This window comes from Stenotrophomonas sp. AG209, from assembly GCF_003550055.1.
In the GTDB taxonomy this organism is placed as follows: domain Bacteria; phylum Pseudomonadota; class Gammaproteobacteria; order Xanthomonadales; family Xanthomonadaceae; genus Stenotrophomonas.
This window is the reverse complement of the sequence record NZ_QXDB01000004.1, coordinates 25666-40769: the sequence shown is the minus strand read 5'-3', so window position 1 is coordinate 40769 and position 15104 is coordinate 25666. Positions and strand designations below refer to the sequence as shown.

Sequence of the window (15104 nt, the reverse complement as noted above, 5' to 3'; positions counted from 1 at the left end):
AAAAAGCAGCGTGCGCGCACCCATCGGTACCGATCAGGCCAGCAACGGCAAGGGCTTGCGGCCGGCGGCGGCAGGTAGAATGGGGCTCGATCCCGGCCCGGATGCGGGCCCGCAGCAGGAGATTTGCATGCAATACCGTCGCCTGGGCTCCACCGGCCTGCCGATTTCCGCCCTGTCCTTCGGCGCCTGGGTGACCTTCGGTGACCAGATCCCGCGCGACGAGGCCCGCAACCTGGTGGCTGCCGCCTGGGACCATGGCGTCAACTTCTTCGACAACGCCGAGGGCTATGCCAACGGCCGCGCCGAACAGGTGATGGGCGATGTGATCGCCGACCTGCGCCTGCCGCGCGATGGCATCTGCGTCTCCAGCAAGGTGTTCTTCGGCAGCGCCAAGGACCCGCGGCCGACCCAGCGCGGCCTGTCGCGCAAGCATGTGACCGACGCCTGCCACGCTGCGCTCAAGCGCCTGCGGGTGGATTACCTGGACCTTTATTACTGCCATCGCCCGGATCCGGACGCGCCGATCGCCGAGACCGTGCATGCCATGGATACCCTGGTGCGGCAGGGCAAGATCCTCTACTGGGGGACCTCGGAGTGGTCGGCGGTGCAGATCCAGCAGGCGCTGGACATCGCCGAGGCGCGCAACCTGCAGGGCCCGTCGATGGAACAGCCGCAGTACAACCTGCTGCACCGCGAACGGGTCGAGGTCGAGTACGCGCCGCTGTATGCCGGTGCCGGCCTGGGCACCACCATCTTCTCGCCGCTGGCCTCGGGCCTGCTGAGCGGCAAGTACGACCAGGGCATTCCGGCCGACGCGCGGCTGGGCCGCGAGGGCATGGAATGGCTGCAGGCGCTGGTGCTGGGTGACGACACCGAGGCCCGCCTGGCCCGAGTGCGCCGTTTCAGCGAACTGGCGCGCGCACTGGGGTACCCCCCGGCCACGCTGGCCATCGCCTGGTGCCTGCGCAACCCGAACGTCTCCAGCGTGATCCTGGGCGCCAGTCGGGTCAGCCAGTTGCTGCAGAACCTGCAGGCGCTGGACGTGCTGGAGCAGGTCGACGCCGCCGGCTGGGCGCAGGTCGAAGCCGTCTTCGCCTGACAACCCTTTGTAGCGTCGAGCCGTGCTCGGCGCTACAAAGGCACCGTGCCCACCATTTGATTGATGATATCTATCGAATTCGCGGATTCGATCATTAATCTCATCAATGAAATTGAGAATGGTTGTTGATTGTCAACTGAGAATCATTATCATTTAACTCGTCCCTCGCACGAGTCCAGATGCTCATGAATGCTCAACCTGTACTGCTGCGCCCCGAAACGCTGACCCTCCGCGATCGTCCGGTCCGTGTCGTTCCGCCGGAAGAGGTCATCGACAGCGAAGCCCTGCTCAAGGGCCGTCGTGAAATCCTGATCCAGCACGGCGACCGCTTCTACCGCCTGCGGCACACCAGCAACGACAAGCTGATCCTGACCAAGTAATCGCGGCCTGGTCGCCCGCCCCCCTCCCTCCTGCCGGCTGCGCCGACAGGGTGGGCGACCCGTCCGCTCCCGCTCTCTCCCCCTCGGTCTACCGCGTACACCCTCCGGGTGTGCCGGTAACCGGGGGTTCCCCTGCCTGACCGAACGAACCCGATGACCCGCCAAACCGCCCTTTGCCTTGCCGTCTGGATGGCCCTGCCGCTGTCCGCCCACGCTGCTGCCGCGGCCACCGCCGCACCCGACGCGCGCGAATTCGACCGCGTGCAGGTCACTGCCACCCGTACCGAGCGGGCGGTGAGCGATGTGGCGGCCACCGTGGACGTCATCGACCGCGAGCAGATGGACCGGCACCTGGTGCAGGACATCAAGGATCTGCTGCGCTACGAGCCGGGCCTGTCGGTCAGCCGCAGCGCCGCGCGCTTCGGCCTCGGCAGCATCCGCATCCGTGGCCTGGACGGCAACCGCGTGCGTGTGCAGACCGATGGCATCGCCATGCCGACCAGCTTCAACATCGGCTCGTTCTCCAACGCCAACCGCAACTTCACCGATCTGGACACGCTCAAGCGCGTGGAGATCGTGCGCGGCCCGGCCAGCTCGCTGTACGGGTCCGATGCGCTCGGTGGTGTGGTCGCCTTCGTCACCAAGGATCCGGCCGATTACCTGAAGGATGGCAAGGACAGCTACGTCGGCCTGAAGTTCGGCTACGACGGTGAGTGGAAGGGCCTGCTCGGTGGCGTGACCAGCGCGTTCGGCGGCGAACACTGGAGTGGCATGGTCAACATCAACCATCGCCAGGGCCAGGAAACCGACAACAAGGGCGACGTGCGCAGCCTCGACAACACCCGCACCGCGCCCAACCCGCAGGACCGCGATGGCCGCAGTGGCCTGGCCAAGCTGGTCTATGCACCCAGCGAGGACCAGCGCTTCCGGCTGACCGTGGAAGGCAACGAAGACAACACCGATACCAACGTGCTGTCCTCGATCGACCGCACCACCACCACCGGCATGAAGGCGCGCGACACGCAGAACCGCACCCGCGTGTCGTTCGCCCATGAAATGGATGCGCTGGACAAGGGCTTCGCCGACAGCCTGCATTGGCAGCTGTATACCCAGCACAGTGAAACCACCCAGATCACCGATGAGGACCGCGCCAACCGCAGTCGCCGCCACCGCGAGTTCAACTTCGACCAGCGCGTGTACGGCCTGCAGGCGCAGTTCAACAAAGCGTTCAGTACCGGCAGCGTCGAACACGCGCTGACCTACGGCTTCGAGGGCGCGCGCACCGAGATCCGCCAGAAGCGCGACGGCTACCAGGTGCTGGCCAATGGCCAGACCAGCACCACCATCCTGCCCGACGCCTTCCCGGTCCGCGATTTCCCGATCAGCAAGACCACCGAGCTGGGCCTGTACGCACAGGATGAAATGCGCATGGCCAACGGCAAGCTGTCGCTGGTGCCGGGCGTGCGCGTGGACCGCTACGAACTGAAGCCGGAGGTGGACAGCATCTTTGCCGAAGACAATCCCGGTGTTGCGGTGGCCAAGCTGACCAAGACCAGCGTGTCGCCGAAGCTGGGCATGGTCTATCGATTCACCGACGAATGGTCGCTGTTCGCGGGCTACTCGCATGGCTTCCGCTCGCCGCCGTACAACGACGTCAACCTGGGCTTCACCAACTTCGCCTTCGGTTACACCGCCATTCCCAATCCGGACCTGAAGCCGGAAACCAGTGACGGCATGGAACTGGGCCTGCGCTTCCTGTCGCCGGCGGCCTACGTCAGCCTCAGCGGCTACTACAACGAGTACAAGGACTTCATCGAGTCGCAGTCGCTGGTCGGTACCAACGCACAGGGCCTGATGGTGTTCCAGTCGCGCAACATCGCCGATGCGCGCATCTACGGTGCCGAGATGAAGGCCGGCGTCGACTTCGGCCAGATCAGCCCGGCGCTGCAGGGTTGGGCGCTGCGCAGTTCGGTGGCGTGGTCGCGCGGCGACAACAAGACCGAAGACACGCCGCTGGATTCGGTCGACCCGCTGCGTGGCACCGTCGGCCTGATGTACGACACCGATACCTGGGGCGTCGAACTGGCCGGTACCTTCGTCAAGCGCAAGGACCGCGTCACCGCGGCCACGGTGTACCGTCCGGCCGGCTACGGCGTGGCCGACCTGATGGCGCACTGGAACTTCGCCCCGGGCGCGACCTTCAACGTCGGCGTGTTCAACCTGGGCGACAAGCGCTACATCGACTGGTCCAACGTGGGTTCGACGCTGTCGCCGACCAGCCGCGTGCTGGACCGCTATACCAGCCCGGGCCGCACCCTCTCCGCAAGCCTTGCCGTTTCCTGGTGACCTCATGAGCCGAGCCTTGTCCGCACGCAGGAACGACGCCATCGCCGCGCAGGGCAGCGCGGCCTGGCCGACGCCGGCACAGCTGGCCACGCTCGGCACCGTGTTGTGCCTGTACCGCGCCGACGGCAACGAGCTCGGTGGCTGGCGCCAGGCAGTACGCGTGCATGCCTGCCAGGGCGTGGACAGCGAGGGCGTGCGCGAAAGCCTGTGTTTCCTTGATGCCCGCGGCCGTTGTGTGTGGCGCCTGTACCTGCTGCCCGACAGCGATTTCCTGGCCTGGGACCGGCTGGTCGCGGCGTTGCCGCCGGGCCCGGAACATGACAGCGATGGCAGTGTCGGCGAACGCCTGTGGCGGCGCCTGGCCGGGCACCTCGGCGGCCAGCGCTGGCGCCTGTGCACGCTGCGCCTGCATGCCGCCGACGATGGCCGCACCCTCGCTGCGAGCCTGTCGACGTTGTCCTCGCTGGGCGCAGCCACTGCGCGTCGCATCGCGCGGCTGGAAGGCGCCGAGGGCGAGCTGGCCATCGACGACTGCTGCTGCGCCGACGCCGCGCGTCGCCCGGCGCCGCGGGTTCCCGGCGACCTGCCGCTGATCCGGCTGTGACCCTTTCCTGATGGAACGCCTGTCGGCCACGGACGGCCTCTCACTACATCTGCAACCCCGAAGGAAGACCCCGATGAAGTTCCAGACAGCCAGCGTCATGCTGCTGCTCGCCGCCAGCGGCGTGGCCAGCGCGCAGCCCTCCGACATCGCCCGCGACCACGACAGCATCCTCGCCATGCAGGGCGAGTACACCGTCGATTTCGCCTTCGACGAGACCGTGCTGCTCAAGCCCGGCTACGAGCGTGCGCCGGCGATGCGCAGCGGCGGCAACGAGCTGGTCATCGTGGTCGAGGACACCCCCAGGCGCATCGTGCTGCAGCACCTGCTGCTGGACGAGAAGAGCGGCCACATCACCAAGCACTGGCGCCAGGACTGGGTCTACGAAGCGCCGAACCGCTTCGAGTTCAGTGCCGACCAGACCTGGCAGGTGCGCAGCATCCCGGCAGCCGTGAACAAGGGCGCCTGGACCCAGTGCGTGTACGAAGTGAGCGATGCACCGCGCTACTGCGGCACCGGCACCTGGACCTACACCAACAACGTGCCGACCTGGACCAGCGACCTCAGCTGGCGCCCATTGCCGCGTCGTGAATACACCAAGCGCAGCGACTACAACGCGCTGGCCGTGGTCAACCGCCACACGCTCACGCCCAATGGCTGGACCCACGAGCAGTTCAACACCAAGGTGCAGCGTAACGCCGACGGCAGCCAGGTGGAGATCGCCCGCGAGTTCGGCTTCAACGACTACGTGAAGACCACCGAGATCGACTTCACTCCGGCCCGCGACTACTGGAAGGCCACCGCCGGTTACTGGGCCAAGGTGCGCCAGCGCTGGGACGGCTTCCTCGGCCAGGCCCCGGGCGTGCACCTGAAGACCAAGCTCGACGGCATGGCGATGATCATCCCGCTGTTCACCCAGGCTGAAGAGATCCAGTCCGGCAAGAAGGTGAAGGACAAGCAGATCGACGAGGTGTTCGCCAAGTACGTTGAGAAGGCGCCGAAGGAAGGCTGATCGCCACGGCGCCGGTGGGTGCCGGGTTTGCCCGGCACCGCATCCACGCATGGCGTGGATCTACTGACCTTTGCCTCGCACTCAGGACGCCGGTCCACCCAGCGTGGTCAGGTCCAGTCCGGCGTCCTGGAACCTACGCAGGGTGGCCTGCAGGCTCGCCTCGTCATCGCGCGTACGGACGCCCATGATGGCGTCGCTGCAGCGCGCGCGGTCCGTGCTGCACGCCTGCGGGTCGGGCAGCAGCAGCGCGGTCTGCGCGACCAGGATCGCCATGTGCGCCACTTCCTTTCTCGGCGTTGGTTGCCCCCGGTAGAAGCGGTCGAACTCCGCGCGCAGGTCGGCCAGCACCTCGGCATCACCACGCGCGTGCGCTGCATCGGCCGGAACCAGATAGGTCTGGCGGCCCTCATGGAAGGCGCGCACCTCATCGGCCAGTACCGTTTCCAGCACGAAGGCCTGCACCGGGTCCAGGACATGGCCCACCGCAGTACGGGCACATGCGGGCAGCATCGCCAACACCAGCGGCACGCCGACGAGAAGCGCGCGCAGGCAGAAGCCGTGTCTCATTGCTATTCCTTGAACATCAGAAACGCCGCCACCACGATCAGCCCGAACGCGGCGTAGTGGTTCCACTTCAGCGGCTGGCCCAGGTAGAACGCGGAGAACACCGCGAACACCAGCAGCGTGATCACCTCCTGCATGCCCTTCAGCTGCGGCGCCGAATACACCGCGCTGCCCAGCCGGTTGCCGGGCACCTGCAGGCAGTACTCGAAGAAGGCGATGCCCCAGCTGACCAGGATGACCATCATCAGCGGCGCGCTCTTGTACTTCAGGTGGCCGTACCAGGCGAAGGTCATGAAGATGTTGCTGCCGAGCAGCAGCAACACCGGGTAGAGGTAAGCGGCGAACGACGTGCCGGGCATCCGGGCGATCTCGTGGGGTGGGGCGCGCAGCATAGCGCCGGCCCCACCCCGTGCGTGTCACGGCCGCGTCAGGCTTCGCGCAGTGCCAGTGCCGGCGGCGTATGCAGGATCGTCCGCGTGCCCCACCAGCCGGCCAGCAGGCTCAACCCGATGCCGGCCACGCCGCCCATCAGCAGGCCCGGCCACGGCGGCAGCAACGGCAGCTCGAACACTTTCTGCGAGACCGCCACGCCGATAGCCGCGGCGGCGCCCACCGCCAGCAACGCCGCCAGCGTGCCCAGCGCGCCGAACTCCACCAGCACCGCGCCGCGCAGCTGGCGACGGGTCGCGCCCAGCGTGCGCAGCACCGCGCTGTCGTAGCGGCGTTCGCCGGCCGTGGCCTGCAGCGCGGCCAGCAGCACCAGCACGCCGGCCAGCAGACTGAACACCATCACCAGCTGCACTGCCTGCGCCACCCGTTCCATCACATCGCGCACCTGCGAGATCACTGCGTCCACGTCCAGCAGCGACAGGTTCGGCTGCGCGCGTACCAGCTCGCCCAGTCCGGCCGCCTTGCCGGCCGGCAGATGGAACGCCGACAACAGGTTGTGCGGGGTGTCGCCCACCGCATTCGGGTTCAGCAGCACGAAGAAGTTCGGCCGGAAGGTGTTCCAGTCGGCCTTGCGCACGCTGGTCACGGTGAATTCGCGTTCCTGCTCGCCCACTGCAATGCTGATGCGGTCGCCCGGGTACACGCCGTAGCGCTTGGCCCAGCCGATTTCCACCGACGCCTCTGCCGCGGTGCTGTCGGCCTTCCAGAAGGTGCCGTTGACCAGCGTGTTGGCCGGCGGGAAGGTGCTGCGCCAGCTGAAGTTCAACGGCCGGTTCTCGTCATCTTCGTCGCGCTGGGCCTCGCTGGACGCCGGCTGCCCGTTCTGTTCCGGCGAGCGGTCCACGCGCAGCGGCGGCTTGCCGTTGATCGCGATCAGGCGGCCGGTGGCCATCGGTTCGATGCTGGCGTCGCTGGCGCCCAGTCCACGCAGCGTGGCCAGCACGCTGTCGCGCTGCTCGGGCTGGATGTTGATCAGGAAGTAGTTGGGGGTATCCGCGGGCAGGCGCTCGCGCCACTGCTGCAGCAGGCCGGGGCCGGTCACTGCCAGCAACAACAGCGCGCACAACGACAGTGACAGCCCGACCAGCTGCATCACCGCCAGCAGCCGGCGCCGGGTCAGCGCGGCCAGGCCCAGCCGCCAGTTGCCATGCAGGCGGTGCTGCAGGCCGCGCAGCAGTTGCAGCAGCACGAAGCCGGCCCCACCGGCTGCCACCGCCAGTGCGGCCAGGCCGCCCAGCACCCACAGTGCCAGTTTCAGGTCGCCGGTGACCTGCACCGCCAGCAGCAGGCTGGCGGCCAACGCCGCCACATAGGCCAGCAACGAGGCTGGCGGCAGCGCGGCGAAGGAACGGTTGAGCACGCGCATTGGCGGCACCCCGCGCAGGCGCAGCAGCGGCGGCAGGCCGAAGCCGAACAGCAGCAACAGGCCGATGCCGGCGCCGGTCAGCGCCGGCATCGCTTCCGGCAGCGGCAGCCGCTGCGGTACCAGGCTGCCCAGCACCTGCACCAGGCCTTCCTGCGCGGCCATGCCCAGGCCGATGCCGAGCGCACAGGCCGGTATCGCCAGCATCAGCAGCTGCAGCGCCAGGCCCAGCAGGATGTCGCGCTGGCGCGCGCCGAGGCAGCGCAGGATCGCCACCTGGTCGATGCGGCGCAGTGCGAAGCGGTTGGCCGCCAGCGCCGTGGCCACACCGGCCAGCAGCACGGCCAGCAGTGCACTCAGGCCGAGGAAGCGCCCGGCCAGGTCGAAGGCCTGGCGCACGCCACGCTGGGTGTCGTCCACGCTCAGCAGGCGCAGGCCTTTCACCTGCGGCAGCAGCCACTGGCGCAGCGCCGCGATCGGCTCCGCCGCGCCAGCGAACATCAGCCGGTAGTTGATGCGGCTGCCGGGCCCGAGCAGTCCCGTGCCTTCCACATCAGCGCGATTGACCAGCAGGGTCGGCGAGAGCGTCAGCAGGTCGCCACCGCTGTCCGGCTCGGCTTCGATGATGCCGGCGATACGCAGCGTGCCGGCGCCGAATTCGAGGTCATCGCCGGCCTTCAGCCCCAGCCCCTGCAGCAGGCGTGGGTCGGCGTAGGCCTGGCCCTTGGGCGGCATGCCGGCATCGGCGATCAGTGCACCGCCGGGCGTGGCCCGTACCCGCAGCGTGCCACGCAGCGGATAGCCCGCCTGCACGGCCTTGATGCTGGCCATCTGGCTGGCATCGCCGTTGAACAGCACGCTGCCGAAACTGGCGATGCGGGTGTAGGCCAGTCCACGCCTCTGTGCCTCTTCGGCGAATGCCTGCGGCGGGTCGTCGCGGCCGGCGATGCCGAGGTCGCCGCCAAGCATTTCCGCTGCACTGCCGGTCAGCGCCAGGTTGACCCGGTTCACCAGCGTGCCCACCGCGGTCATCACCGCCACGCCCAGCACCAGCGCGGCGAACACGGTCAGCAGGTCGCCGGCCAGGGCCTCGCGGCGCAGCGCGCGCCACGCGTGGCGCAGCACGTTCATGCCTGTGCCCCACGCTCGACCGGCAACAGGCGGCCGTCGTCGATGCGGTGGATGTACTGGCAGCGCTGGGCCAGGCGCAGGTCGTGGGTGACCAGCACCAGGGTGGTGCCGCTGCCGGCATTGAGCTCGAACAGCAGGTCGCTGATGTGCTGGCCGGTGGCGTGGTCCAGCGAGCCGGTCGGTTCGTCGGCGAACAGGATGCGCGGGCGGGTGACGAAGGCACGTGCCAACGCCACGCGCTGCTGCTCGCCGCCGGACAGCTGGCGCGGGTAGTGGCGGGCGCGATGGGCCAGGCCGACCTGCGCCAGCACCTCGTCCACCCGCACGCGGTCCTCGCGCCCGGCCAGTTCCAGCGGCAGTGCGACGTTCTCGGCGGCGGTCAGTGCCGGCAGCAGGTGGAAGCTCTGGAACACGAAGCCGACTTCGCGCGCGCGCAGCTGCGCACGCGCCTCTTCATCGAGATCGCCCAGATCCTGGCCGGACAGCGCGATGCGGCCGCGGCTGGGCAGGTCCAGCCCGGCCAGCAGGCCGAGCAGGGTGGTCTTGCCGGAACCGGAGGCGCCGACGATGGCCGCGCTGGTCCCTTCATGGACGGTCAGGGTGATGTTGTCCAGTATGTGGACTTCACCCTCCGGGCCCTGCACGGATTTGCCGACCTGGTCGACGGCGATGGCGACGGACGCGCTGCGGGGGGACAGGCTGTCGATGAGGAGACTCCAATGCGCAAGACGGGATGGAGCCGGCGAGCCGGCGCGATGATGGTGCTGCTGCTAGGGTTCCTGCTGCTGCCCGGGCTGGCCTGTGCCAAAGGTCCGGCCGGCACCGTGCTGGTGCTCGGCGACAGCCTCAGTGCTGCCCACAATATCCCTGCCGACGCCGGCTGGGTCAGCCTGCTGCAGCAGCGGGTCAGGCAGCAGTCGAAAACCCCGGCGCGGATCGTCAATGCCAGCATGAGCGGGGAAACCACCGCCGGCGCGCTGACCCGCCTGCCGGGCCTGCTGGCGAAGGAAAAGCCGACCGTGGTGGTGATCGCGCTGGGCGGCAATGACGCGCTGCGCGGGCTGACCCCGGCGCAGGTGCAGGGCAACCTTGAAAAAATGGTGCAGGCCAGCCAGAAGGCCGGTGCCAAGGTGCTGCTGCTGGGCATCGACGTACCGCCCAACTATGGGCCGGCCTATCGCCAGCGCCTGGCGGCGGCCTACAAGGCGCTGGCCACGCAGTACAAGGTGCCGCTGCTGCCGTTCCTGCTGGAGGGCGTGGCCCTGCAGCCGGGCATGATGCAGGCCGATGGACTGCACCCCACGGCACAGGCGCAGCCGAAGGTGCTGGACAACGTCTGGCCGCTGCTCAGGCCGCTGCTCTGAACCATTTGATTTCCTCTTGACGGAACTTCACATCACGTCCACCGTCGATCCGGCATGTTTCACAAAGCTGAAGTTAGAGGGAATCACATGCGTCAGACGAAGGAGACTTCCGGCTTGGTGCTGGTGGTCGAAGACAACCGCAACATCTCCGAGATGATCGGGGAATACCTGGAAGGTCGCGGCTTCGAAGTCGACTATGCACAGGACGGCCTGGATGGCTACCGCCTCGCGGCGGAAAACAGCTATGACGTCGTGGTGCTCGATCTCATGTTGCCGCGCCTGGATGGCATCGAAGTATGCCGTCGCCTGCGCAACGATGCGCGCAAGTCCACACCGGTGCTGATGCTCACGGCACGCGACACCCTGGACGACAAGCTCACCGGGCTGGGTTTCGGCGCCGATGACTACCTGACCAAGCCGTTCGCGATCCAGGAGCTGGAAGCCCGCCTGCGCGCGCTGATCCGTCGCGAACGTCGCCAGGTCGGTTCGGAGGTGCTGAAGGTGGCCGACCTGGTGCTCGACCCGGTCAGCATGCGGGCGACCCGTGCCGGCACCGAGCTGCAGCTGTCGCCGATCGGCCTGCGCCTGCTGACCATCCTGATGCGCGAATCGCCGCGCGTGGTCACCCGCCAGGAGATCGAACGCGAGATCTGGGGCAATGGCCTGCCGGATTCGGACACCCTGCGCAGCCATCTGTACAACCTGCGCAAGATCATCGACAAGCCGTTCGACCGTCCGCTGCTGCACACCGTGCAGAGCGCCGGCTACCGCATTGCCGATATCGCCCAGCCGATGGCCTGATCGAGGCCCGTGCCGGTGCAGCTGCAGGCCCGGCCGGGCAACGGCCATGCACGGAGCAGGGGATGACCGGCCGGCGTTGCCGCCGGTCATCGTCCGTGCACGACTACGGCGCAGTGCGCTGCCTATAATCGCAGCGCTCTGACCGGGACCCCGCAATGCCGCACGGCCTGCCGCGCAAGATCCGTATCGCCTTCATCCTGCAGGCAGTTCTGGCCAGCCTGGGCATCCTGCTCGGTGCCTGGCTGGTCTCGCTGGTGATCAAGCACAGCCTGGTCGGCGCGGCCCTGCGCGAGGAAGCGGCGTACTACTGGACGTTGCACGAGGCGTCGCCCGTGCAGCCGCCACCCAACACCCAGAACATCCGCGGCTACCTGCTGGAAAGCGGGCAGTCGGCGCTGTCGTTGCCGGCCAACCTGCGCAACCTGGAACCCGGTTTCCACGAACTGCCCAAGGATGACCAGCTGGTGCTGGTCGATGTGCGCCCGGCCGGCCGCCTGTACCTGGTATTCCTGCGATCGCGCGCGGAAATGCTGGCCTTCTGGTTCGGCATCGTGCCGGTGCTGCTGACCTTGCTGGCGGTGTATGGCGCCAGCTGGGTCACCTACCGGGCCTCCAAGCGCCTGGTGTCGCCGGTGAACTGGCTGGCGCGGCGCGTCTCGCGCTGGGACCCTGGCCACCCGGAGGCGGCCGACCTGGAGCCGAACAAGCTGCCCGCGGACATGCAGGGCGAGACCCGGCAGCTGGCGGCCGCGCTGCATTCGCTGGCCAACCGGGTCAGCGCGCATGTGGCCCGCGAGCGCAACTTCACCCGTGATGCGAGCCACGAGCTGCGCACGCCGTTGACCGTCATCCGCGTGGCCAGCGACATGGCCCTGGGCGATGAAACCCTGCAGCCGCGCCTGCGCCGCAGCCTGCAGCGCATCCAGCGTGCCGGCCGTGACATGGAGGCGGTGATCGATGCGTTCCTGATCCTGGCCCGCGAGGCCGACGTCGAACCGCAGATCGAGCTGTTCGACGTCAACGACATCGTCCGCTACGAGGTGGACAACGCCAACGAGCTGCTGGGCAATCGGCCGGTATCTGTGCACCTGCACAGCGAGGGCCCGGTGCAGCTGCACGCGCCGCCGCGGGTGCTGCAGGTGGTGGTCAGCAACCTGGTGCGCAACGCCTGCAGCTACACCGACGAAGGGCGTATCGACGTGTACGTGCTCAATGACCGGGTGGTGGTGCGCGACACCGGCATCGGCATGTCCGCCGAGGCGCTGTCGCGCGCGTTCGAGCCGTTCTACCGCGCTGAGCCAAGCCGCCCGCAGGGCACCGGCCTGGGCCTGTCGATCGTACGTCGGCTGTGCGACCGCTTCGGCTGGAAAGTCAGCCTGGCCAGCGAGCCGGGCAAGGGCACCGAAGCCACGGTGATCTTCCGGTAGTGGGCTTTGGCCGGGCTGCGCCCGGCACCCGCCGAGGCAACATCAACATCAAAAGCGGGCATTCCGAGGAGTGGCGGGGCGGCGTGGGTGTGCAGGACACGCCGTAAACCCATCCATGGGGGCTCGATGGCGCCATCCATGGCGCCAACGGTCCTGCACACCCACACCGCCCCGCCTTCGACAGTTCCCCGCGATCCGCAGTGGATCCACGCCATGCGTGGATGAATTCAGTAGATCCACGCCATGCGTGGATAGTGTTGCGGCAGCGCCGGGCCATGCCCGGCGCACGTCCGCCTCAGTTGCAGTTGACCTTCGGCGCCAACGCCCTGGTCCAGATCGCATACCCGGCCGGGGTCATGTGCAGCATGTCCTCGCGGAACAGCGTCGCGTCGGGCTGTCCATCGGCGCCGAGCATCGGCGTGTAGATGTCGGTGAAGCCGGTATTGGGCAGCTTGGCCAGCGCGGCCTTGATCAGGGTGTTGGCTTCGTTGATCGCCGGCAGCAGGTGCGCGCGCGACGGGCTCGGCTTGATCGACAGGTACTCTACCTTGGTCTTCGGCAGGTCGCGATGCACGCGCTGCACGAAGGCGACCACGTCGTCGCGCACCTGCACGGCGCTGCGGCCGCTGTTGAGATCGTTGTCGCCGGCGTAGAAGAACACCTTGCACGGCGCATAGGGCACCACGATGCGGTCGGCGTACCAGGTGCTGTCGCGCACTTCCGAACCGCCGAAGCCGCGGTTGAACACCGGTTGGCCGGGGAAGTCGGTGGCCAGGCTCTCCCAGAAGCGGATCGAGGAGCTGCCGATGAACTCGATGCCACCACGCGGCGGCGGGTTGGCTTGGTCGGCGCTGGCGAAGCGGGCCATGTCGCCGGCCCAGGCCACGTTGGACACCTGTTCGGGCACCTGCGGCGGCTTGGCCGGGCTCAGGGCCTGGGCCAGCGGTGCGGCAGTCAGCAGGCCCAGCATCAGCAGGCAGGTACGGCGACGGGACATCAGGCGCTCCAGCAGGCAAGGGGGCCTCCATCATAGGAGCACAGCCCAGCCCGGTGCTTGCCCCTGGCAGGCCGTTCAGCGGGCCGGCGCGGGGTGCGGTTGGCGGCCTTGTGGCAAAATGGCGGCCATCTGCCTATTCCTGTGCACCCATGATTCCCTGCCGTGCGTCTGAGCGGTCGCTGCGCCGCGCCCCTGTTGCTGGATGTTCCACCCGTGGCTGATCAGTTCGGCCACATGCCCCGCGGCCCGCGCCGCATCTTCCAGGCCGCCCGCTGGTCCTGGCAGGGCCTGCGCGCCGCCTGGCTGCACGAGTCCTCGTTCCGGCTGGAGGTGTACCTGCTGGTGATGCTGACTCCGGTCGCGATCTGGCTGGGCCAGACCCCGGTCGAACGCGCGCTGCTGATCGGCTCGATGCTGCTGGTGCTGGCGATGGAGCTGGCCAACTCGGCCATCGAAGCGGTGATCGAACGCTACGGCAGCGAGATTCACGAGCTGGCCGGCCGCGCCAAGGACATGGGCTCGGCGGCGGTGTTCGTGCTGATGATGAACGTGCTGCTGTGCTGGGCGCTGGTCGTGGTTCCGCACGCGCTGGCCGGCAACTACGGCTGAAACCCCATTCCCCCACTGCCTTGAAGAGTTTCCATGTCCTTTGAGTTCCTCGCCGACCCCAATGCCTGGGTGACCCTGTTCACGCTCAGCGCGCTGGAAATCGTGCTCGGCATCGACAACCTGGTGTTCATTTCCATCGCGGTCAGCAAGCTGCCGGAAGAGCGTCGCCCGTTCGCCCGCAAGCTCGGCATCGCGGTGGCCTGCATCACCCGCATCGGCCTGCTGGTGTCGTTGGCCTACCTGGCGCACATGGCAGCCAACCTGTTCACCGTGGCCGGCATGGGCATCTCCATCCGCGATCTGGTGCTGATCGTCGGCGGCCTGTTCCTGATCATCAAGGGCTGCATGGAGATCAAGGAACTGATCAGCGGTGGCGAGGACGAAGATCCCAGCACCACCAAGGCCTCGGCCGTGTTCGGCTATGTGATCGCCCAGATCGCGGTGATCGACATCGTGTTCTCGCTGGACTCGGTGATCACCGCTGTCGGCATCGCCGACCACATCCCGGTGATGGTGGCCGCCATCCTGCTGTCGGTGCTGGTGATGCTGCTGGCCGCCAACCCGCTGGGCCGCTTCATCGACGCCAACCCGACCGTGAAGATGCTGGCCCTGGCCTTCATCCTGATGATCGGTGCGGTGCTGATCCTGGACGGCCTGGACGTGCACGTGCCCAAGCCCTACATCTACGCCGCGATGGGCTTCTCGGTGCTGGTGGAATGGCTGAACCTGCTGATGCGCCGCCGCGCCCGCGAACACAACGTGCCGGGCGCCGGCAACTGGTAAGCGCGCCACTGGCACGTGTGTCACCCAGAACCCCCGGCCTGGCCGGCGGTTCTGCGTTGTGGGGGCCCGGTTCTACAACGGCACTGCGGTTTTTGCACTTGCAGCGGGGTTCCGGCCTCCACTTGTGAATCAGGATCAACAGTGTTTTCCCGGGGCGAGGCTTAATCCGGTGTGGCA

The 15104-nt window shown here is 67.8% G+C and carries 15 protein-coding genes; 10 read left to right on the top strand and 5 right to left on the bottom strand.

Features of this window, described 5'->3' with window-relative positions:
* The first annotated feature begins 127 nt into the window (after nucleotides 1–127).
* The 5 genes from DFO63_RS17210 (at nucleotide 128) to DFO63_RS17190 (ending at nucleotide 5438) form a co-directional block, all read left to right on the top strand.
* Nucleotides 128–1099, top strand: a complete 972-nt coding sequence (locus tag DFO63_RS17210; RefSeq protein WP_049444479.1) for an aldo/keto reductase — start codon at nucleotides 128–130, stop codon at nucleotides 1097–1099.
* A gap of 185 nt (nucleotides 1100–1284) precedes the next feature.
* On the top strand, nucleotides 1285–1479 hold the full coding sequence (locus DFO63_RS17205; RefSeq protein WP_005412278.1) for a hemin uptake protein HemP: 195 nt from the start codon (nucleotides 1285–1287) through the stop codon (nucleotides 1477–1479).
* Between the two features lie 189 nt (nucleotides 1480–1668).
* Nucleotides 1669–3825: a TonB-dependent hemoglobin/transferrin/lactoferrin family receptor gene (locus tag DFO63_RS17200; protein WP_049444398.1), complete on the top strand. Its 2157-nt coding sequence runs from the start codon at nucleotides 1669–1671 to the stop codon at nucleotides 3823–3825.
* Between the two features lie 4 nt (nucleotides 3826–3829).
* Nucleotides 3830–4429: a Hemin transport protein gene (locus tag DFO63_RS17195; RefSeq protein WP_049444399.1), complete on the top strand. Its 600-nt coding sequence runs from the start codon at nucleotides 3830–3832 to the stop codon at nucleotides 4427–4429.
* Nucleotides 4430–4502: 73 nt separating this feature from the next.
* Entirely contained in the window at nucleotides 4503–5438 is a 936-nt protein-coding gene (locus DFO63_RS17190) for a DUF6607 family protein (protein ID WP_049444401.1), read from the top strand.
* Between the two features lie 81 nt (nucleotides 5439–5519).
* Here the strand turns inward: DFO63_RS17190 and DFO63_RS17185 are convergent, their stop codons facing one another.
* The 4 genes from DFO63_RS17185 to DFO63_RS17170 form a co-directional block, all read right to left on the bottom strand.
* Nucleotides 5520–6005 (bottom strand): hypothetical protein, encoded by a 486-nt coding sequence (locus DFO63_RS17185; protein ID WP_101764942.1) that lies wholly within the window; start codon nucleotides 6003–6005, stop codon nucleotides 5520–5522.
* 2 nt (nucleotides 6006–6007) lie between these two features.
* Entirely contained in the window at nucleotides 6008–6361 is a 354-nt protein-coding gene (locus DFO63_RS17180; protein WP_049444405.1) for a DMT family protein, read from the bottom strand.
* A gap of 68 nt (nucleotides 6362–6429) precedes the next feature.
* The gene (locus DFO63_RS17175; protein WP_119007421.1) at nucleotides 6430–8946 is read right to left on the bottom strand and encodes an FtsX-like permease family protein; all 2517 of its coding nucleotides are present in this window, start codon (nucleotides 8944–8946) and stop codon (nucleotides 6430–6432) included.
* Entirely contained in the window at nucleotides 8943–9590 is a 648-nt protein-coding gene (locus tag DFO63_RS17170; protein WP_049444409.1) for an ATP-binding cassette domain-containing protein, read from the bottom strand. The genes DFO63_RS17175 and DFO63_RS17170 overlap by 4 nt, the downstream gene beginning before the upstream one ends.
* 75 nt (nucleotides 9591–9665) lie before the next feature.
* Between DFO63_RS17170 and DFO63_RS17165 the strand changes: the two genes are divergently transcribed.
* The 3 genes from DFO63_RS17165 (at nucleotide 9666) to DFO63_RS17155 (ending at nucleotide 12538) form a co-directional block, all read left to right on the top strand.
* On the top strand, nucleotides 9666–10310 hold the full coding sequence (locus DFO63_RS17165; RefSeq protein ID WP_049444410.1) for an arylesterase: 645 nt from the start codon (nucleotides 9666–9668) through the stop codon (nucleotides 10308–10310).
* Between the two features lie 87 nt (nucleotides 10311–10397).
* Complete coding sequence (locus DFO63_RS17160; protein ID WP_002811889.1) at nucleotides 10398–11111, top strand: response regulator transcription factor; 714 nt, start codon at nucleotides 10398–10400, stop codon at nucleotides 11109–11111.
* A 155-nt stretch (nucleotides 11112–11266) separates the two neighbouring features.
* The gene (locus tag DFO63_RS17155) at nucleotides 11267–12538 is read left to right on the top strand and encodes a HAMP domain-containing sensor histidine kinase (RefSeq protein WP_049444413.1); all 1272 of its coding nucleotides are present in this window, start codon (nucleotides 11267–11269) and stop codon (nucleotides 12536–12538) included.
* A 295-nt stretch (nucleotides 12539–12833) separates the two neighbouring features.
* On the opposite strand, the gene DFO63_RS17150 is transcribed toward DFO63_RS17155, so the two are convergent.
* Entirely contained in the window at nucleotides 12834–13535 is a 702-nt protein-coding gene (locus DFO63_RS17150; RefSeq protein WP_049443618.1) for an SGNH/GDSL hydrolase family protein, read from the bottom strand.
* Between the two features lie 213 nt (nucleotides 13536–13748).
* Between DFO63_RS17150 and DFO63_RS17145 the strand changes: the two genes are divergently transcribed.
* On the top strand, nucleotides 13749–14144 hold the full coding sequence (locus DFO63_RS17145) for a diacylglycerol kinase (RefSeq protein WP_049443619.1): 396 nt from the start codon (nucleotides 13749–13751) through the stop codon (nucleotides 14142–14144).
* Nucleotides 14145–14177: 33 nt separating this feature from the next.
* Nucleotides 14178–14927, top strand: coding sequence for a TerC family protein (locus DFO63_RS17140; protein WP_005408127.1), 750 nt, complete (start codon nucleotides 14178–14180; stop codon nucleotides 14925–14927).
* Nucleotides 14928–15104 lie beyond the last annotated feature (177 nt).

Coding starts and splice junctions, on each gene's coding strand:
- DFO63_RS17210 (WP_049444479.1), top strand. CDS start 128: ATGCAATACCGTCGCCTGGGCTCCACCGGCCTGCCGATTTCCGCCCTG.
- DFO63_RS17205 (WP_005412278.1), top strand. CDS start 1,285: ATGAATGCTCAACCTGTACTGCTGCGCCCCGAAACGCTGACCCTCCGC.
- DFO63_RS17200 (WP_049444398.1), top strand. CDS start 1,669: ATGGCCCTGCCGCTGTCCGCCCACGCTGCTGCCGCGGCCACCGCCGCA.
- DFO63_RS17195 (WP_049444399.1), top strand. CDS start 3,830: ATGAGCCGAGCCTTGTCCGCACGCAGGAACGACGCCATCGCCGCGCAG.
- DFO63_RS17190 (WP_049444401.1), top strand. CDS start 4,503: ATGAAGTTCCAGACAGCCAGCGTCATGCTGCTGCTCGCCGCCAGCGGC.
- DFO63_RS17185 (WP_101764942.1), bottom strand. CDS start 6,005: ATGAGACACGGCTTCTGCCTGCGCGCGCTTCTCGTCGGCGTGCCGCTG.
- DFO63_RS17180 (WP_049444405.1), bottom strand. CDS start 6,361: ATGCCCGGCACGTCGTTCGCCGCTTACCTCTACCCGGTGTTGCTGCTG.
- DFO63_RS17175 (WP_119007421.1), bottom strand. CDS start 8,946: ATGAACGTGCTGCGCCACGCGTGGCGCGCGCTGCGCCGCGAGGCCCTG.
- DFO63_RS17165 (WP_049444410.1), top strand. CDS start 9,666: ATGCGCAAGACGGGATGGAGCCGGCGAGCCGGCGCGATGATGGTGCTG.
- DFO63_RS17160 (WP_002811889.1), top strand. CDS start 10,398: ATGCGTCAGACGAAGGAGACTTCCGGCTTGGTGCTGGTGGTCGAAGAC.
- DFO63_RS17155 (WP_049444413.1), top strand. CDS start 11,267: ATGCCGCACGGCCTGCCGCGCAAGATCCGTATCGCCTTCATCCTGCAG.
- DFO63_RS17150 (WP_049443618.1), bottom strand. CDS start 13,535: ATGTCCCGTCGCCGTACCTGCCTGCTGATGCTGGGCCTGCTGACTGCC.
- DFO63_RS17140 (WP_005408127.1), top strand. CDS start 14,178: ATGTCCTTTGAGTTCCTCGCCGACCCCAATGCCTGGGTGACCCTGTTC.